At 72.1% G+C, this 16,387-nt stretch carries 17 protein-coding genes; 8 read left to right on the top strand and 9 right to left on the bottom strand.

Annotated elements, in window-relative coordinates; genetic code table 11:
* Positions 1–29 precede the first annotated feature (29 nt).
* Positions 30–1,259 carry an NRAMP family divalent metal transporter gene (locus AB0C35_RS39925; protein ID WP_358467690.1) on the bottom strand — a complete coding sequence of 410 codons (1,230 nt, stop codon included), beginning with the start codon at positions 1,257–1,259 and terminating at the stop codon, positions 30–32.
* 156 nt (positions 1,260–1,415) lie between these two features.
* On the opposite strand from AB0C35_RS39925, the gene AB0C35_RS39920 reads away from it, so the two are divergent.
* Positions 1,416–2,117 (top strand): GntR family transcriptional regulator, encoded by a 702-nt coding sequence (locus tag AB0C35_RS39920; protein WP_358467687.1) that lies wholly within the window; start codon positions 1,416–1,418, stop codon positions 2,115–2,117.
* Between the two features lie 16 nt (positions 2,118–2,133).
* On the opposite strand, the gene AB0C35_RS39915 is transcribed toward AB0C35_RS39920, so the two are convergent.
* Positions 2,134–2,769 (bottom strand): GntR family transcriptional regulator, encoded by a 636-nt coding sequence (locus AB0C35_RS39915; protein WP_358467684.1) that lies wholly within the window; start codon positions 2,767–2,769, stop codon positions 2,134–2,136.
* Between the two features lie 131 nt (positions 2,770–2,900).
* Between AB0C35_RS39915 and pdhA the strand changes: the two genes are divergently transcribed.
* The 3 genes from pdhA to AB0C35_RS39900 are packed head-to-tail and all read left to right on the top strand — an operon-like array spanning position 2,901 to position 6,402.
* Positions 2,901–4,124 (top strand): pyruvate dehydrogenase (acetyl-transferring) E1 component subunit alpha, encoded by a 1,224-nt coding sequence (gene pdhA / locus AB0C35_RS39910; protein ID WP_358467681.1) that lies wholly within the window; start codon positions 2,901–2,903, stop codon positions 4,122–4,124.
* A gap of 11 nt (positions 4,125–4,135) precedes the next feature.
* The gene (locus AB0C35_RS39905) at positions 4,136–5,149 is read left to right on the top strand and encodes an alpha-ketoacid dehydrogenase subunit beta (RefSeq protein ID WP_358467678.1); all 1,014 of its coding nucleotides are present in this window, start codon (positions 4,136–4,138) and stop codon (positions 5,147–5,149) included.
* Positions 5,146–6,402: a dihydrolipoamide acetyltransferase family protein gene (locus tag AB0C35_RS39900; RefSeq protein WP_358467676.1), complete on the top strand. Its 1,257-nt coding sequence runs from the start codon at positions 5,146–5,148 to the stop codon at positions 6,400–6,402. Before AB0C35_RS39905 ends, AB0C35_RS39900 begins: the two co-directional genes overlap by 4 nt.
* A gap of 16 nt (positions 6,403–6,418) precedes the next feature.
* On the opposite strand, the gene AB0C35_RS39895 is transcribed toward AB0C35_RS39900, so the two are convergent.
* Together AB0C35_RS39895 and AB0C35_RS39890 are read right to left on the bottom strand one after the other, a co-directional pair.
* On the bottom strand, positions 6,419–7,654 hold the full coding sequence (locus tag AB0C35_RS39895) for an MFS transporter (protein ID WP_358467673.1): 1,236 nt from the start codon (positions 7,652–7,654) through the stop codon (positions 6,419–6,421).
* Between the two features lie 217 nt (positions 7,655–7,871).
* On the bottom strand, positions 7,872–9,482 hold the full coding sequence (locus AB0C35_RS39890) for an acyl-CoA synthetase (RefSeq protein ID WP_358467670.1): 1,611 nt from the start codon (positions 9,480–9,482) through the stop codon (positions 7,872–7,874).
* A gap of 211 nt (positions 9,483–9,693) precedes the next feature.
* On the opposite strand from AB0C35_RS39890, the gene AB0C35_RS39885 reads away from it, so the two are divergent.
* Complete coding sequence (locus AB0C35_RS39885) at positions 9,694–10,239, top strand: YciI family protein (RefSeq protein WP_358467668.1); 546 nt, start codon at positions 9,694–9,696, stop codon at positions 10,237–10,239.
* Between the two features lie 10 nt (positions 10,240–10,249).
* Here the strand turns inward: AB0C35_RS39885 and AB0C35_RS39880 are convergent, their stop codons facing one another.
* Together AB0C35_RS39880 and AB0C35_RS39875 are read right to left on the bottom strand one after the other, a co-directional pair.
* Positions 10,250–11,260: a methyltransferase gene (locus AB0C35_RS39880; RefSeq protein ID WP_358467665.1), complete on the bottom strand. Its 1,011-nt coding sequence runs from the start codon at positions 11,258–11,260 to the stop codon at positions 10,250–10,252.
* Positions 11,261–11,284: 24 nt separating this feature from the next.
* Complete coding sequence (locus tag AB0C35_RS39875; RefSeq protein ID WP_358467664.1) at positions 11,285–11,677, bottom strand: MerR family transcriptional regulator; 393 nt, start codon at positions 11,675–11,677, stop codon at positions 11,285–11,287.
* Between the two features lie 50 nt (positions 11,678–11,727).
* Between AB0C35_RS39875 and AB0C35_RS39870 the strand changes: the two genes are divergently transcribed.
* Complete coding sequence (locus tag AB0C35_RS39870; protein ID WP_358467661.1) at positions 11,728–12,624, top strand: NAD(P)-binding domain-containing protein; 897 nt, start codon at positions 11,728–11,730, stop codon at positions 12,622–12,624.
* Positions 12,625–12,669: 45 nt separating this feature from the next.
* On the opposite strand, the gene AB0C35_RS39865 is transcribed toward AB0C35_RS39870, so the two are convergent.
* A complete protein-coding gene (locus tag AB0C35_RS39865) occupies positions 12,670–13,302 on the bottom strand; it encodes an SDR family oxidoreductase (protein ID WP_358467659.1) in 633 nt (210 codons plus the stop codon).
* Entirely contained in the window at positions 13,299–14,114 is an 816-nt protein-coding gene (locus AB0C35_RS39860) for a glucose 1-dehydrogenase (protein ID WP_358467656.1), read from the bottom strand. Before AB0C35_RS39860 ends, AB0C35_RS39865 begins: the two co-directional genes overlap by 4 nt.
* Before the next feature lie 100 nt (positions 14,115–14,214).
* Here AB0C35_RS39860 and AB0C35_RS39855 point away from each other — a divergent pair, with 100 nt between their 5' ends.
* Positions 14,215–14,844, top strand: coding sequence for a TetR/AcrR family transcriptional regulator (locus AB0C35_RS39855; RefSeq protein WP_358467652.1), 630 nt, complete (start codon positions 14,215–14,217; stop codon positions 14,842–14,844).
* Positions 14,845–14,855: 11 nt separating this feature from the next.
* On the opposite strand, the gene AB0C35_RS39850 is transcribed toward AB0C35_RS39855, so the two are convergent.
* Positions 14,856–15,479 carry a class I SAM-dependent methyltransferase gene (locus AB0C35_RS39850; RefSeq protein WP_358467649.1) on the bottom strand — a complete coding sequence of 208 codons (624 nt, stop codon included), beginning with the start codon at positions 15,477–15,479 and terminating at the stop codon, positions 14,856–14,858.
* 89 nt (positions 15,480–15,568) lie between these two features.
* Here AB0C35_RS39850 and AB0C35_RS39845 point away from each other — a divergent pair, with 89 nt between their 5' ends.
* On the top strand, positions 15,569–16,165 hold the full coding sequence (locus tag AB0C35_RS39845; RefSeq protein WP_358467646.1) for an XRE family transcriptional regulator: 597 nt from the start codon (positions 15,569–15,571) through the stop codon (positions 16,163–16,165).
* Positions 16,166–16,387 lie beyond the last annotated feature (222 nt).

Here is a 16,387-nt window from a genome sequence, read left to right as displayed (position 1 = left end):
CCGCACGACCCGGATTTCGCACCCGGCCCTCACCCCCAGAGATCGTTCAGGCCGGACAGGGAGTTCCAGCCCAGGTAGAGGGAGAGCAGCCAGGCGGCCGCGCCGAGGACGAGCAGCCAGACCGGGTACCGATAGCCGCCGAGCAGGTCGCGGCGGCGGCCCGCCGCCCACAGGAGCACGGCGAGGCCGAACGGCAGGATGAGCCCGTTCAGCGCGCCCGCGAGGATGAGCAGCTTGGCGGGGGCCGTCCCGATCACGAGGTAGATCGAGGCGGAGACCAGGATGAACGCCACGACCAGGCGGTTGCGGTGCCGTTCGACGAAGGAGGAGAACGAGACCAGGAACGACACCGAGGTGTAGGACGCGCCGATCACCGAGGTGATCGCGGCCGACCACATGATCAGTCCGAAGAGCCGCAGTCCGGTCTCGCCGGCCGCGTGCTCGAAGGCGGAGGCCGGGGCGTTCTCCTTGGCGAGGGTCACGCCGCCGGCGACGACGCCGAGGACGGCGAGGAACAGCAGCACCCGCATCACGCCGGTCACGAGGATGCCGGTGACGGCGCTCCGGTTGATCTCCTTGACGTTCTCGCTGCCGGTCACGCCGGACTCGATCATGCGGTGCGCGCCCGCGTAGGTGATGTAGCCGCCGACCGTCCCGCCGATCAGGGTGGTGATCACGAGGAAGTCGACCGTCTCGGGGGCCACGCTCTGCCTGAGCGCCTCGCCGAGCGGCGGGTCGGACACGAACGCCACGTACAGCGTCAGCAGGATCATGACGCCGCCGAGCACGATCACGATGCGGTCCATCGCGACCCCGGCGCGCCGGATCAGGAAGATCCCGATGGCGACGAGGGCGGAGATCCCGCCGCCGATCTTGACGTCCAGGCCGAGCAGCGCGTTCAGCCCGAGGGCCGTGCCGGCGATGTTGCCGATGTTGAACACCAGGCCGCCGAAGACGTCCAGCGCGGCGAGGCCGTAACCGGCGCCGGGCAGGACGCGGTTGCCGAGTTCCTGGGCGCGCATGCCGGAGACGCCGACGATGCGCCACACGTTGAGCTGGATCGCGATGTCCACCAGCACCGACACGACGATCGCGAACGCGAAGGCGGCGCCGAGCTTGGCGGTGAACACGGTGGTCTGGGTGATGAAGCCGGGGCCGATGGCGCTGGTGGCCATCAGGAACATGGCGCCGAGGAGCGCGCCGCGACGTGAGCGTGCGGTGGGGGCCGGGGTCTCTGCCAGGGTGGTCCGGTCCGTCATGGAGGTGACCCTTCTGGGCGTTCGGCTTTCCGTCAGCGTAGAGATTGTTCAACAATCCATCAAGAGACCTGTTGATGGATTCTTCGATCGCTGGGATAGGCTGATGTCGCACTCGTTCCGGCGCGGCAGCCCCGCGCCGATCCCGGAAGGTGGTCGATGCCCGTGCCGGCGCAGGGTTCATGGCTGACCGACATGGCGGCCGCCCGGCACGACCTCGACCGGACCAGCACCGCCGCGAGGATCGCCGAACTGCTCCGCGAGAAGATCACCGACGGGCGGCTGGCCCCCGGCGAGCGGGTCCGCGAGGAGGAACTGGGCGACGCGCTGAAGGTGTCGCGCAACACCGTGCGGGAGGCGTTCCGCCTGCTCGCCCAGGAGCGGCTGCTCGTCCACGAGTTCAACCGCGGCGTGTTCGTGCGCCGCGTCACCGCCGACGGGCTGGCCGACCTCTACCGGGTCAGGCGGATCCTGGAGTGCGAGGGCGTGCGGTGCGCGCCGGACGCCCCCCGCGAGGCGCTCGCCCGGGTGGAGGCCGCCGTCCTCGACGGCGAGCGCGCCGCCGCGGACGGCGAGTGGGCGGACGTGGGCACCGCCGACATCCGCTTCCACCAGGCGATCGCCGCGCTGGTGGGCAGCCCGCGCGTGGACGAGATGACCCGGCTCCTGCTCGCCGAGATGCGCCTGGTCTTCCACGAGATGGGCTCGCCGCGCGAGTTCCACGAGCCCTACCTCGCCCGCAACCGCCGCCTCCACGACCTGATCGCGCGGGGCGACCTCACGGCGGCCGAACGGGAGCTGCGGTCCTACCTGGACGACGCCGAGGCGCAGCTCACGAAGGCCTACCGCGAGAAGGAGTGATCGCGGGAGGCGGTGATCAGGGCGCGTAGTTCATGACGTGCTCGTGCAGCAGCCGCGGCGCCTGCGGGTCGCGGCGGCGGAACGCCTCGATCAGCTCGGCGTGCTCGGCCGACTTGGAGTAGATCTCGGTCTGGTGGAGGCGCAGGGACAGCGTCGTCCACAGCTCGATCCCGAGGCCCTCCCAGACCGAGACGAGCAGCCGGTTGCCCGCCGTCTCGACGATCTCGCGGTGGAAGGCGATGCTGAGGCGCATCTGCTCCTGGAGGTCACCGTCCCGCACGGCCTCGCCGAGCAGCCGGTTGTGCTCCTCCAGGGCGTCCAGGCAGCCGTCCGAGAAACGCGGCAGGGCGAGCTCCGCGGCCGTCCGCTCCAACCCGGCCCGGACGGGGAAGATCTCGGCGAGGTCCCGCTCGGTGAACTCGCGGACGCGGGCGCCCCGGTTCGGCAGCGACTCGATCAGCCGCTGCGCCTCCAGCTGGCGCAGCGCCTCCCGGACGGGCCCCTGGCTGACGCCGAGCTCGGTCGCGATGCGGCGCTCGACGAGGCGTTCGCCGGGCTCCCACCGCCCGGAGCTGATGCCCTCCACGATGAACTCCCGGATCTGGTCGGCGAGTCCGGTGCGCAGCAGCGGGGCGGGGATGGGCGCGTTCACGGAATCACATGTTAGACGCAGATTCGGTAAGTGGGTCTTGACGGGTAGAATATGATCGATCATAGATCAATGATGATCGGTGAGCGTCGTGGCGATCCTATGGCGCCGCCCCCGAAGAAGGAAGGTCGCCGATGACTGAGACCGTCCCGTCGACCAGCACGGGCTCGACCAGCACGGCCTCGACCGGTGCAGGCGCCCCGGCCCGCGGCCGGAGGACGACCGGCACCCGGCCGCCCAAGGCCCGCGCCTCGTCGTCGAAACCCGCACCGTCGAAGACCGCGCCGTCGAAGCCCACCGGATCATCGCCCGCGGCCGCCGCCACGTCGCCGGAGGCGCCCGTCCCGCCGGCGGACGCCGAGACGCTCGTCGGCTACTACCGGCAGATGCTGCTGATCCGGCGTTTCGAGGAGCGGGCCGGCCGCGCCTACACCGAGGCCAAGATCGGCGGCTACTGCCATCTGAACCTCGGCGAGGAGGCCACGGTCGTCGGCCTGATGGCGGCGCTGCGGCCCACCGACTACCTGTTCACCAACTACCGCGAGCACGGCTACGCCCTCAGCAAGGGCATCGATGCGAACCGCGTCATGGCCGAGCTTTACGGCCGCTCGACCGGCGTGTCCAAGGGCTGGGGCGGATCGATGCACCTGTTCGACGCCGAGGCGCGGCTGCTCGGCGGGTACGGCATCGTCGGCGGGCAGCTCCCCCTCGCCACCGGCGCGGCGCTCGCCGTCTCCTACAGGGGCGGCGACGACGTCGTCATGTGCCACATGGGCGACGGCACGGCCGCGATCGGCGCGTTCCACGAGTCGCTGAACATCGCCGGCCTGTGGGACCTCCCGGTCGTCTTCGTCGTGGTCAACAACGGCCTGGGCATGGGCACGACCGTGGAGAACTCCTCCGCCGAGCCGGAGCTGTACCGGCGCGGCGCCGCCTACCGGATCGAGAGCGCCCGCGTGGACGGCACCGACGTGATCGCCGTCCGGGACGCCGCGCGCGCCGCCGTCGAACGCGCCCGCACCGAGAGCAAGCCGTACCTGCTGGAGACCCTCAGCCCCCGGCTGAAGGGCCACTCCGTCGTCGACCCGGCCCGCTACCGGTCCAAGGAGGAGAAGCAGGCCCTCAAGGCCGCCGACCCACTGGCCCGCATGGCGCTGGAGCTGGAGGAGGCCGGAGTCCTTTCCGCCGACGAACGCGACCGCCTCGACGCGGAGGTCACCGCCGAGATCGACGCGGCCGCCGCCTTCGCCGACGACAGCCCCGAGCCCGACGTGTCGACGCTGTTCGACTACACCTACGCCACCCCCGTCCCCGGCGAGCTGCGCCGGCTGCCCGCCGACCCCGTATTCGGTTCCTGAGGAGCACGCTCATGGCAACCATGACCTACCGCCAGGCCCTCCGGGACACCCTCCGCGCCGAGATGCTCCGGGACGGCGACGTCTTCCTGATGGGCGAGGAGATCGGTCTCTTCGAAGGCTCCTACAAGATCACCGAGGGGCTGCTGAAGGAGTTCGGGCCGCGCCGCGTGCGCGACACCCCGATCGCCGAGGAGGGCTTCGTCGGCGCCGCGATCGGCGCCGCGATGCTCGGCCTCCGCCCCGTCGTGGAGATCATGACGATCAACTTCTCGCTGCTGGCGCTGGACCAGATCGTCAACCACGCCGCGAAGATCTACGGCATGTTCGGCGGGCAGGCCAGCGTCCCGATGGTGATCCGCACCCCCGGCGGCGGCGGCCAGCAGCTCGGCGCCACCCACTCGCAGAACGTCGAGCTGTTCTACTCGTTCATCCCCGGCCTGAAGGTCGTCGCGCCGTCCACGCCCGCCGAGGCGTCCGCGATGCTGAAGGCCGCGATCCGCGACGACGACCCGGTGCTGTTCCTGGAGAACCTCGCCCTCTACAACACCAAGGGCGAAGTCCCCGCGATCGAGGACGTCGAGCCCGCCGAGATCGGCCGCGCCGCCGTCACCCGGCCCGGCACCGACATCACGATCATCGGCTACTCCCGGATGGCCCGCGTCGCCGCCGAGGTCGCCGAGACCCTGGCCGCCGAGGGCGTCTCCGCCGAGGTCGTGGACCTGCGCAGCCTCCGCCCGCTGGACCGGCGGACCGTCGTCGACTCCGTCCGCAAGACCGGCTCCGCCGTCGTCGCCGAGGACGACTGGCTCACCTACGGCATCGGCGCCGAGATCGCCGCGACCATCCAGGAGGGCGCGTTCGACTGGCTGGACGCGCCCGTCCGCCGCGTCGCGATGGCCGAGGTGCCGCTCCCCTACGCCAAGTCCCTGGAGACGGCGGCGCTGCCGTCCGCCGGATCCCTGCTCACCGCCGTCCGCGACACGCTCCGCGCGACCGGCCGTCCGATCCTGGAGCCCGCGTCATGACCGAGATCCTCATGCCCCGCCTCTCCGACACCATGGAAGAGGGCGTCATCAGCTCCTGGCAGAAGCAGCCGGGGGACGAGATCGCGGTCGGCGACGTCATCGTCGACATCGAGACCGACAAGGCGGTCATGGAGTACGAGGCGTACGAGGCGGGCGTCCTCGACAAGATCCTCGTCGCCGAAGGGGAGACCGCCGCGATCGGCGCCCCCATCGCCGTGATCGTCCCGGTGGGCGGCGCCGCGCCCGCCGCGCCCGAACCGGCCGCGGAACCGGAACCGGCCGCCGCAGCGGAGCCCGCGCCCGCCGCCGAGCCGGAACCGGCCGCACCCGCGACCCCCGCCCCGGCGCCCCAGCGCGCCGCCGGGGCGTCCCGTCCGCCGTCGTCGCCGCTGGCGCGGAGGCTGGCCCGCGACCACGGCATCGACCTGACGACGCTGAACGGCTCGGGCCCGGCTGGACGCATCGTACGCGCCGACATCGAGGCCGCGATCCGCGCCGGGGCACCGGCCCCCGTGCCCGTCCCGGCTCCGGCCGCCACCGCGCCGCCCGTCAAGGCGCAGGCCGACGATCCGGACGTCGAGGCCGTCCCCCTGAACCGCTTCCGCAAGGTCGCGGCCAAGCGCCTCACCCAGAGCAAGCGCGAGGCGCCGCACTTCTACCTCAACCGCGAGGTGGACGCCGAGGCGCTGCTGGCCTTCCGCGCCACGCTGAACGAGGCGCTCGCTCCGTCCAAGGTCAGCGTGAACGACCTGATCGTGAAGGCCGCGGCGACCGCTCTGCGCGAGCACCCGGCCGTCAACGTCTCCTACACCGAGGAGAGCCTGCTCTTCCACAAGCGCGTCCACGTGGGGATCGCGGTGGCGGTCGAGGACGGCCTGGTCGTCCCGGTCATCAAGGACGCGGACCGCAAGAGCGTCTCGCAGATCGGCCAGGAGACCCGCGACCTGGCCGGCAAGGCCCGCGAAGGCAGGCTCTCGCCCGCGGAGATGAGCGGCGGCACGTTCAGCGTCAGCAACCTCGGCATGTTCGGCGTCGACTCGTTCTCCGCGGTGATCAACCCGCCGGAGGCGGCGATCCTCGCCGTGGGCGCGGTCCGGGACGAGCCGGTCGTGCGCGACGGCCAGGTCGTCCCCGGCAAGCGCATGGCGATCACCCTGTCGGTCGATCACCGCGCCACCGACGGCGCGACGGCCGCCAAGTTCCTGGACCGTCTGGCCACCCTCCTGCAGAACCCGCTTCTCATCGTCGTGTAGCGAAGGACGGCCTCCGTCACCGCGCCCGGTCCCCGGCCCTGCCCGGGTCCGGGCCGGTCCGGGGAGGCGACCGGACTCCCGGTGCCCGCGTCATGAGGGTGTCGATGGCGAACACGACCGCGGCGACCGCGGTGAGACCCGCCGCGACCAGCGGCAGTGCCTCGGCGTCCCAGCCCGCGAGGACCGCGCCGCCGAGCCCGCCGGCGAACGCCGATCCCAGGTACATGGCCGAGGAGTTCAACGAGATCGCCACCGTGGCGGCGCCCGGGGCGGCGCGCAGGAGGCGGGCCTGCTGCGGGACCGAGACCATCCAGGCGGCCACGGCCCAGACGCCCACCGCGACGTGGACGCCGATCAGGTTCCGCGCGACCATGCCGAACACCAGGAGCGATACGAGCAGCCACGCGAGGGCGACGCCGAGGACCCGCTCCGCGCCGAAGCGGTCGCTCCACCGGCCGGCCGCGGTGGTGCCGAGCAGGCCCGCCGCGCCGAAAACGATCAGCACGGTGGCGAGCTGCGGGCCGGTGACGCCCGCGGTCGCGGCGAGCAGCGGCCCGAGGTACAGCAGGACGGTGAACCCGGCGCACTGGACGAGGGCGCTGACGCCCAGGACCCGCAGCACCGGCGCGTCGCGCAGCACGCGGATCCGGTCGCCGAGCCCGGCCGCTTCGGTGCCGGGCACGTCGCGGAGGCCGCCGGACAGCGCGGCCCCGGCGAGCACGGCCAGCACCGCGATCATCACGAAGGCGGTCCGCCAGCCGGCGGCCGAGGCGAGGAGGGCACCGGCCGGCACGCCCAGGATCGCCGCGGCGGAGAACCCGGCCGTCACGACGCCGAGGGCCCGCCCGGTCGTGCCCGCGGGCGCCACGGCCGCCGCCGTCGCCATCGCGGCGGGTGTGTACAACGCGGCGCCCAGGGCCGCCGCCACCCGCGAGCCGAGAAGGAACGCGTACCCGGGCGCCGCCGCCGAGGCGACGTTCGCCACCGCGAACACGACGATGGCGCTCACCAGCAGGCGGCGCCGGTCCATGTCCGCGGTGAGGGCCGCCAGGACGGGGGCGCCGATCGCGTAGGTGACGGCGAACACCGTGGCCAGCTGCCCCGCCGTCGCGACCGAGACGTCGAGCTCCCGTGCGATCCCAGGAAGCACCCCGACGATCAGGTCCTTGTCCGTGCCCACGACGAAGACGGCCAGGGTCAGCGCGTAGACCGCGAACGGCAACCGCGGAGCCGCGCGCTTTCCAGGAATCACGTTCGCCATTGTGGAATACTGTTCCGCTCTGCGCAACGCCCTGGGCGGAGTCCGTCAAGGCCCGCGGGCGCCGGCGCAGAACTCACCCACCTCGGGCGGGGCGTCGAAAGTGCTGTTCGGGGCGCCACCGGGCGCCGGCCGGGGAACGCACGGCGCGGCCGGAAGGCCCGCTGACGCCGGGCCGGGTCAACGCAGAGCGGCCGCCGCGGCTCCGGCGTCAGGCGGCGCCGGGAGCCAGGGTGTGTTTCGCCCACCGGTAGTCGGCCTTGCCGCTGGGCGAGCGCCGCACCTGCTCCACGATCTCGATCACCGCCGGAACCTTGTATCCGGCGAGCGTCGAGCGGCAATGCGTGCGCAGTTCCTCCGGGTCGAGGTGTGCGTTCCCCCGGCGCAACTCGACCACGGCGCCGACCCGGTGGCCGAACCGCTCGTCGGGCACCCCGGCGACGAGGGCGTCCATCACGGCGGGATGCGCCTTGAGCGCCTGCTCGACCTCCTCCGGGAAGATCTTCTCCCCACCGGAATTGATGCACCCGGAGCCGCGGCCGTGCACCACGATGGTGCCGTCGGCCTCGACCTCGGCCAGGTCGCCAAGCACCACCCAGCGCACCCCGTCGATGACCGGGAACGTCGCGCTCGACTTCTCCGGATCGTTGAAGTAGGCGAGCGGCACGTGCCCGCTGCGGGCCAGGCGGCCCAGCCGTCCGCTGCCGGGCGCCACGTCGTCGTGCTGATCGTCGACCACCCGCACCGCCGGCGAGGGCTGCAGCCGCATGAGGCCGTCCTCGCCCGTGACGATGACTCCGTCGGCGCCGGACTCCGAAGCGCCGAAGCTGTTGCGGACCATGATGTCCGGAAGCCGCTCCTTGAGCGCGTCCTGGGTGGACTGCGAGAGGATCGCGCCGCCCGAGCCGACGACGAAGAGCGACGAGAGGTCGAACTCGTCCCCGCGGTCGCGCAGCGCCTCTACCAGCGGACGGGCCTGCGCGTCGCCGACCAGGCCGAGGACCTGGACGCCGTGCCGCTCGACGCTCCGCAGGATCTCCACGGCGTCGAAGCCACGCAGGAGGACCATGTGGGCGCCGCCGAACAACCCTATGAACAGCGTGTAACTGGCTGCGCCGTGCATGAGCGGCATCGCTATCAGGTAGGTCAGGGCAGACGCGCCCTGGACGGCCCCGGCGACGTCCTCGACGGAGGTGTGCGGCTCGCCGTACGGGTTCGCGCCGAGGAGGGCGGCGAAGAAGAAGTCCTCGTGGCGCCAGACCACGCCCTTGGGCATCCCGGTGGTGCCGCCCGTGTACAGGACGAACCGGTCGTCGCCGGTCAGGTCCGTGCGAGGGCCGCGCTCCCCCGGCCACGCCGCCAGCGCCTCTTCGTACTCCGCCACCGCAAGCTGCTCGGGCCAGGGCACCGGCTCGGCGTCGCCGCCGTCACCGACGACGAGCACGTGGCGCAGATGGGTGGTGCGGTCGGCCAGGGCCGCGACGCCGCGCGCGTACGTCGACTCGACCACGAGCGCGTGCAGCTGAGCGTCCTCGAACAGGTAGAGCAGCTCTGATTCGACGTAGCGGTAGTTGATGTTGACCGGCACCGCCCTGGCCTTGAAGCAGGCCAGCATCACCTCGACGTACTCGACGCTGTTGAGCATGTACACGCCGACATGCTGTCCCGGCTCGATGCCCGCCTTCACCAGATGGGCGGCGAGCCGGTTCGCGCGCCGGTCCAGTTCGGCGTAGGTGCGGGTCACGGCGCCGCAGGTGACCGCGGGCCGGTCGGGCACCACGCGGGCGACGGCTTCGTACAGGGTGGCGAGGTTCAGCGTCAAAGATCCGCTCCTGGTCACGGACACCGGCATCGGGGGCAAGTGTGTGTTCGTCGCATTGTGGCCAGAGCCCCCGCGGGTGAACGCGCGCGTCCCGCTCAGCAGGATCCGGGGGCTGCTGCCGCCGACACGTCGGCCGCGCGCGTCCGATGCCGTCCGGCCGTGATCGCCGCCCGGGTCGGCGGCGGGGGCCGAGTCATAGAAGACTACGGGCATGGAGTTCTTCTGCTATCACCGCGACCGGCCCGGCTCAATGGCGCTGCGCTACGAACTGGCGGAAGAGCACTGGTCCTATATGGACGGGTACGCGGCGCAGATGATCGCCCGCGGCCCGACGTTCACCGCCGGCGACACGCCCACCGGCAGTGTGCACATCCTCGACCTGCCGGATCCCGCCGCCGCCCGCGCGTTCGCCTTCGACGAGCCCAACTACCAGGCCGGCGCGTACAGGGACGTGATGCTGCGCCGGTGGCGCAACATGCTGGGACGCACCATGTGGGACTTTCCCGGCGGCCGAACCGGCGGCGACCGGTACCTGGTGCTCGGCCTCGGCTCGGGACGGGCCGCCGACCTCGACGCCCCGCCCGATCGGGACGAGCTGATCGCGTACGGGCCGCTGCTGTCCGACGACGGCGCGACCTGGCTCGGCACGGCGGTGCTGATCCGGGCCCCGGACCCGGACACGGCACGCGCCGTCCTGCCTCCGGACCGGTACGCCGCCATCGAGGTCCACGACTGGGCGTTCGGCGGCCGCCCGTGAGGTCCATGGCTCAGCGGGAGGGATGCATCTCGATGATCGAGCGCGAACCGACCGGCATGACCGAGCCGACCCGCAGGCCGGCCGACTCGGCCAGCTCGCCCAGCCGGTCGAGGGTCCGTTCCCGGCCGCGGACGTAGCAGAGCATGCGCAGGTCCCCCTCGGTGTGCGTCGTGCCGTGGGCATCGCTCAGGTGGTCCAGGACGAGGACCTTGCCCGTATCCGACGCTGCGTCGGCGCACCGCCGCAAGATGCGGACGGCGTCCTCGTCGTCCCAGTCGTGGAGGACGCCGGAGAGCAGGTAGCCGCCGGCACCGGCGGGAAGGGCGTCGAAGAAGCTGCCGGCCTGGGCGCGGGCCCGGTGGCCGAGGCCGGCCGAGGCGATGGCCTGTTCGGCGCGTGCCGCCGGCCCGGCCAGGTCGATCACCGTCCCGCGCAGGTCGCCATGGGCGCGAAGGACGGCGATCAGCAGGCTGGCGTTGCCGCCGCCCACGTCGACGAGGTGGCCGAGCGTGCCCCACGGGTAGGCGGCGGCCACAGCGGGCATGTCCGCCGCCAGCCGGGCTCCCATCAGGGCGTCGAACGACGCCGCCCGTCCGGAGTCGGCCGACAGGTCGTCCCAGAACGCCCGGCCGAACCGGCGCGGGAACGCGGGCTCGCCGGTACGGACGGTGTGCAGCAGCTCGACGAAGCAGAGATCGGCGCGGCCGATGGCGCCCTCCATGTCGAGCCAGGACCGCAATCCTTCTGGATCGTCGTCACGGAGCTGCTCGCCCATGGCCGTCAGGTCGTAGGTGCCGGTTCCCGCACGAGACATGACACCCGCGGTCACCAGGTGGTCCAGCATGCGCCCGAGCGCGTCGCGGTCGGCGTCCACCGCCGCGGCCAGCGCGTCGGTCGTCCGCGCGCCCGCGGCGATGTGGTCGGCCAGCCGCAACGTCGCCGCCACCCGGATGGCCATCGGCGTCACCAGGTCGGCGGCCGCCCACAAATCCCCGCCCCACCCGGTCCTCTGGTCCGCCATGGCGCCTCCCTGTTCGTGGTGGTTTCAGCCGGCGGCGCAGGCCGGTGACGGCGCGAGGGAGTCCGCGTTCTGCTCGGTGACGCGGATGTAGGCGTCGAGCGCGTCCCGCGACCGGACCAGGGTGTCGATCCGCCGGTCCAGCTTGCTGCGGCGCCGCCGGAGCGCGGTCAGCAGCTCAGCACACGGCTCGAGGTCGGGGTTCTCCCCCTGGACGCAGGGTTGCAGGAAGGCGATCTCCTCGGTCGAGAGTCCGGCCTCCAGCAGTCTGCGGATCTGGGTGACCGTCACCACGGCCTCGTCACCGTACTCCCGGTACCCGTTGGCGGCCCGTGCCGGTTCGAGAAGCCCCTGCGCCTCGTAGTAGCGCAGTTGATGCGCCGGCACGTCGGTCCTCCGGCTCAGCTCACCGATCAGCATGCCCGTCCGTCCTTGACCTTCATACCGATGTCAACGTTGACGATAGCGGCATGACCACCACAGAACATGTACACGCCGAATCCGATCCGGCCGTGCCGGTGACCGTCATGGGTCTCGGGCTGATGGGCCACGCCCTGGCCGAGGCGTTCGTCACCGCCGGGCATCCGACCACGGTGTGGAACCGGTCCGCGGGCAAGGGCGCCGGCCTCGCCGACCGCGGTGCGCGCCCGGCCGGTTCCGCCTCCGAAGCGGCCACCGCCGGCTCGCTCGTCGTCGTGTGCGTCACCGACAACGACGCCGTCCGCGAACTCGTCCGGCCACTCGCCGGCGAGCTGCGGGGACATGCGCTGGTCAACCTGACGTCCGGCTCGTCGGGCGAGGCCCGCGACCTCGCCGCCTGGGCCGCCGAACACGAGATCGCCTACCTCGACGGAGCGATCATGGCCGCGCCCGGCGGCATCGGCTCGGGGGACGCCGCCATCCTCTACGCCGGCGACAAGGGCGCCTTCGACGAGCACGGCCGGACGCTGCGGAAGCTGGCCGCCCCGACGTTCCTCGGCGACGATCCGGGCCTCGCCGCACTCCACGACGTCGCCGTGCTGGCCGTGATGTGGAACATCCTGAACGCCTTCCTCCACGGTGCCGCGCTCCTCCAGGCCGCCGGAGTGCCGGCGACCGCGCTCACTCCCGTCCTCGAAGGCGGTATCGCCACCACCACCGGCTGGCTGGCCGGCTACGCCGAACAGATCGACGCGGGCGCCTTCCCGGGAGACGACGCCACGATCGCCACCCACCTGGCCGCCATGACGCACCTGGTCGACGAGAGCACCGCACACGGAATCGACCCCGCACTGCCCCTCCAGATCAAGGCGCTCGCCGAACGCGCCGCCGCCGAGGGGCTCGGACAGTCGGGTTATGCCGCGCTGATCAGCCAGTTCCGCCGCTGACCCGGGACCACATGCGCGAGCGGGCCACGTCATCCAGACGCCCGGTCAGTTGGAGATATCGACACGGGTCCGGTAGGTCGCGGTGTCGGTGAGGTGGGTGAGGATGAAGTCGGCGAGGTCCGCTCGCGAGATCTTGGACTGGTCGGGCAGCGGCCGGTCGCTGGAGAACCGGTAATCGCGGGTGCGGGGGCCGTCGGTGAGCATGGGCGCCCGGATGACCGTCCAGTCCAGGGGGCCGGCCTGGAGCGCGTCCTCCATGCGCCGCATGTCGGCGTACGGGTGCCGGTAGACGCGCTGGACGATGTGGCGTATCACCAGGCGTTGCGCGATGGGCACCTGCGGGCCGATCTCGATGCCCCCGGAGGAGATGCAGATCAGGCGCCGTACGCCGGTGGCCTGCATGGCCGCCTGGATGTTGGCGACCCCTTGGGAGTACACCGTGGTCGGCCCGCGCGAGGCCACGCCGAGGGCCGACAGGACGGCCTCGTGGCCGGGCATCGCCGCCTCGATCGAGGCGGCGTCCAGCGCGTCCCCCTGGACGACGCGAAGCCGCGGGCGGCTGATGGTGATCTTGCCGGGGGTGCGGGCCAGCGCCGTGACGTCGTGCCCGGCGTCCAGCGCCTGCGTGAGCAGGTGGCCGCCGGTCTTGCCGGTCGGGCCCAGGACGAGCAGCTTCATGCCGGGACCTCCCGCCCGGTCGCGGGGGCCGGGGGCTTGCCGAAGGGGGCCATGCCGGCGAGCTTGCCGCCGTCGATCGGCAGGGTGGCGCCGGTGATGAACGACGCGGCGTCCGAGGACAGCCACACGGCGGCGGCCGCGACTTCGCCGGGGTCGCCGATCCGCTGCATGGGCATCGCCCGCCCGGCCATCTGCTGGGCCTGCGCGCCGGCGCGCTCGAGCTGCTCGGTGAGGATCGGCCCGGGGGCGAGCGCGTTGACGCGTATCCCGGCCGTGGCGTAGTCGAGCGCCGCCGACCTGGTCAGGCCGACGAGGGCGAACTTGCTGGAAACGTAGCCGGCCAGTCCGCCGACGGCCTGCAGCCCCGCGGTGGAGGCCATGTTGACGATGGCTCCGCCGCCGGAGTCGAGCATGGCGGGGATCTCGTACTTCATGGCCAGGAAGACGCCGCGCAGGTTGACCGCCAGGGCGCTGTCGTAGTCGGCGACGTCGACCTCGGCGAGCGGGGTGGGCGGGTGACCGCCGCCCGCGGCGTTGTTGACGGCGACGTCCAGCCGCCCGAACTCCGCCACCGCGCGCCGCACGAGGCTCTGGACCGCCTCCGGGTCGGTGACGTCGGTCGGCACGTCCAGGGCGCGGCCGCCCTCGTCGTTGATCTCACCTGCCAGGGTGGACAGCGCGGCAGCGTCACGGGCGGCGAGCACGACGCCGGCTCCGGCATGGTGCAGGGCGCGGGCCGTGGCGGCGCCGATGCCGCGGCTGGCGCCGGTCACGATCGCCACCCGGCCGTCGAGAGGACGGTACACGTTCATGATCATGCTCCTGTTCTGCCGGTCGGAGGAGACTCGGCGGACTTGCTGCTAACATTCATTGGACAGACAGTAAATCTAAATATCTGGAGGTGTCAAGCGGATGAGTCCGCGCAAGTACGAGTCCGGCAAGCGGCGGGCGGCGGCGGAGGAGACGCGGCGGCGGATCCTCGCGGCCGCGCGCACACTGCTGGCGGGCGGCTCGGTCCCCCAGGTCTCCGTGGACGCGGTCGCCAAGGCCGCCGACGTGTCACGGCAGACCGTCTACAACGCCTTCGGCTCCAAGTCCGGGCTGCTGGAGGGCCTGTTCGACTCGCTGGCCGCCAACGCGGGCATGGACATGCGGGAAGCCTTCACCGCACCCGACGCGGCCGCGGCGCTGGCGGAGTTCACCAACGCCTTCTGCCACTTCTGGGACTCCGACCCGGTCGTCATCAGAAGGCTCCGCGGGATGGCCGTCCTGGACCGCGACCTCGACCGCCTGCTGCGCGAACGCGACCGGATGCGCCGCACCGCCCTGACCGAACTGCTCCGCCGCTTCACCGACACGCCCGCCCCCGAGGCGATCGACACGATCTGGCAGCTGACCGGCTTCGAAACCTACGACGCCCTGACCGGCCGTGACGCGCCCCGTCCACTCGCGGAGGTGACGGCCATGATCGCGACCGCCGCCGCGGCGATATACAAGGACACCGTCCCGGAAGAGGCCGTCCCGCCGAGCAGCGGCAAGTGAACGGCGACGGATTACCGCAGGCGTCGCGCGCGCAGGATGGTGTCGCGAGTGTGGTGCGTGCCGGCGGGCGCGGGGGCGTTCCGCGGACGGGACTCGTTGATCAGGACCGTCCAGTCCTGATCGAGAAGCCTGGCGATGTCGTCGGGCTGGTAGTAGTCGCCGGGGTCGAAGCCGGGGCGCGGGGCCAGGTCGGCCGGGTCGTGGCTGACGACGAGCAGGGTGCCGCCGGGCGCGACGGCGGCCAGCAGGCTTCGCAGCGCGGTGTGGCCCGGTTGGTGCGGGAGCGGGAAGTACTGGACGGACACCAGGTCGAAGGATCGGGCCGGGGGCGGCGTGGTGGTCAGGTCGGCACGTGCCCATGCCACGCGGCCGGTGACGTCCGCGGCTGCGGCGCGCTGCAGGGCGGTCAGGGAGACGTCGACCGCGGTGACGTGCCAGCCGTGCCGGGCCAGCCAGAGTGCGTCGGCGCCTTCACCGCACCCCACGTCAAGCGCCTGCCCTGGCGCCAGGCCAGTGACCTCGGTGACCAACACGGAATTGGGCTCGCCGCTGAAAACCTGTTCGCTGCTGCGATACCGCTCTTCCCAGATCTGGGCGACGGTCTTCTGGGATGCCGGGCCGGGTCGCTGGGTCATCGTGACACCTCCGCCGTCAATCTGCCTCCCCCATGGCGAACTGACAAAGTTCTTTGCAAAAAATGCAAATCCGCGGGCACAGTGACCCCATGAGCGAGGAGTTCGATGACGTCCTGGCCGCGGTCGGACCACGGCTCCGCGAGTTGCGACGCCGCCGCGGAGCCACGCTGACCGCCCTGTCGGAGACCACCGGCATCCCGGTCAGCACCCTGTCCCGGCTGGAGTCCGGGCACCGCAAGCCGAGCCTGGAACTCCTGCTGCCCCTGGCCAGGGCCTACCAGATGCCGCTCGACGAACTCGTCGGCGCCCCGTCCGACGCCGACCCCCGGGTGTTTCCGCGGCCGTTCACCCGCAACGGCATGACCGTCGTCCCGCTGACCCGCAAACCCGGCGGGCTGCAGGCGTTCAAGCAGATCCTCCCCGCCGGCCCGACCGATCGCGAACCCGATCCTCGCTCCCACGAGGGCTACCACTGGCTGTACGTCCTCAACGGACGGCTACGCCTCGTCCTCGGTGACCAGGACTTCGTCCTCACCGCCGGCGAGGTCGCCGAATTCGACACCCATCTCCCCCACTGGTTCGGCAACGCCGACACCCGTCCGGTGGAGTTCCTGAGCATCCTCGGCCCCCAGGGCGAACGCGTCCACATCAAGGCCCGCTACCGCCCCACCACACCCCACCCCTAACCGAACCATCACCCGCCCCAGCCCGCTGGAACGCAAGCCGCAGCGCGACCACGCGATCGCGAACATCCCCTTGACGCGCGGAGCCGCCACGCGCCGGCGTGAGTCCGTCCTGGTATCCATGCGGCACCTAGGGCGTGTCTCAAAGGCAGATCAGCCAGTCGTTGATGACGGCGATGTGGAGGGTGGCTTCGTAGCGGACGGCGAGCTTGTCATACCGGGTGG

The organism is Spirillospora sp. NPDC048819 (genome assembly GCF_040650055.1).
Taxonomy (GTDB): Bacteria; Actinomycetota; Actinomycetes; order Streptosporangiales; family Streptosporangiaceae; genus Spirillospora.
This window is presented reverse-complemented; position numbering and strand designations above follow the sequence as displayed.

Bases quoted from the DNA above. Each gene is read 5' to 3' on its own strand.
- AB0C35_RS39925 (WP_358467690.1), bottom strand. From the start codon at position 1,259: ATGACGGACCGGACCACCCTGGCAGAGACCCCGGCCCCCACCGCACGC.
- AB0C35_RS39920 (WP_358467687.1), top strand. From the start codon at position 1,416: ATGCCCGTGCCGGCGCAGGGTTCATGGCTGACCGACATGGCGGCCGCC.
- pdhA (WP_358467681.1), top strand. From the start codon at position 2,901: ATGACTGAGACCGTCCCGTCGACCAGCACGGGCTCGACCAGCACGGCC.
- AB0C35_RS39905 (WP_358467678.1), top strand. From the start codon at position 4,136: ATGGCAACCATGACCTACCGCCAGGCCCTCCGGGACACCCTCCGCGCC.
- AB0C35_RS39900 (WP_358467676.1), top strand. From the start codon at position 5,146: ATGACCGAGATCCTCATGCCCCGCCTCTCCGACACCATGGAAGAGGGC.
- AB0C35_RS39885 (WP_358467668.1), top strand. From the start codon at position 9,694: ATGGAGTTCTTCTGCTATCACCGCGACCGGCCCGGCTCAATGGCGCTG.
- AB0C35_RS39880 (WP_358467665.1), bottom strand. From the start codon at position 11,260: ATGGCGGACCAGAGGACCGGGTGGGGCGGGGATTTGTGGGCGGCCGCC.
- AB0C35_RS39875 (WP_358467664.1), bottom strand. From the start codon at position 11,677: ATGCTGATCGGTGAGCTGAGCCGGAGGACCGACGTGCCGGCGCATCAA.
- AB0C35_RS39870 (WP_358467661.1), top strand. From the start codon at position 11,728: ATGACCACCACAGAACATGTACACGCCGAATCCGATCCGGCCGTGCCG.
- AB0C35_RS39865 (WP_358467659.1), bottom strand. From the start codon at position 13,302: ATGAAGCTGCTCGTCCTGGGCCCGACCGGCAAGACCGGCGGCCACCTG.
- AB0C35_RS39860 (WP_358467656.1), bottom strand. From the start codon at position 14,114: ATGAACGTGTACCGTCCTCTCGACGGCCGGGTGGCGATCGTGACCGGC.
- AB0C35_RS39855 (WP_358467652.1), top strand. From the start codon at position 14,215: ATGAGTCCGCGCAAGTACGAGTCCGGCAAGCGGCGGGCGGCGGCGGAG.
- AB0C35_RS39850 (WP_358467649.1), bottom strand. From the start codon at position 15,479: ATGACCCAGCGACCCGGCCCGGCATCCCAGAAGACCGTCGCCCAGATC.
- AB0C35_RS39845 (WP_358467646.1), top strand. From the start codon at position 15,569: ATGAGCGAGGAGTTCGATGACGTCCTGGCCGCGGTCGGACCACGGCTC.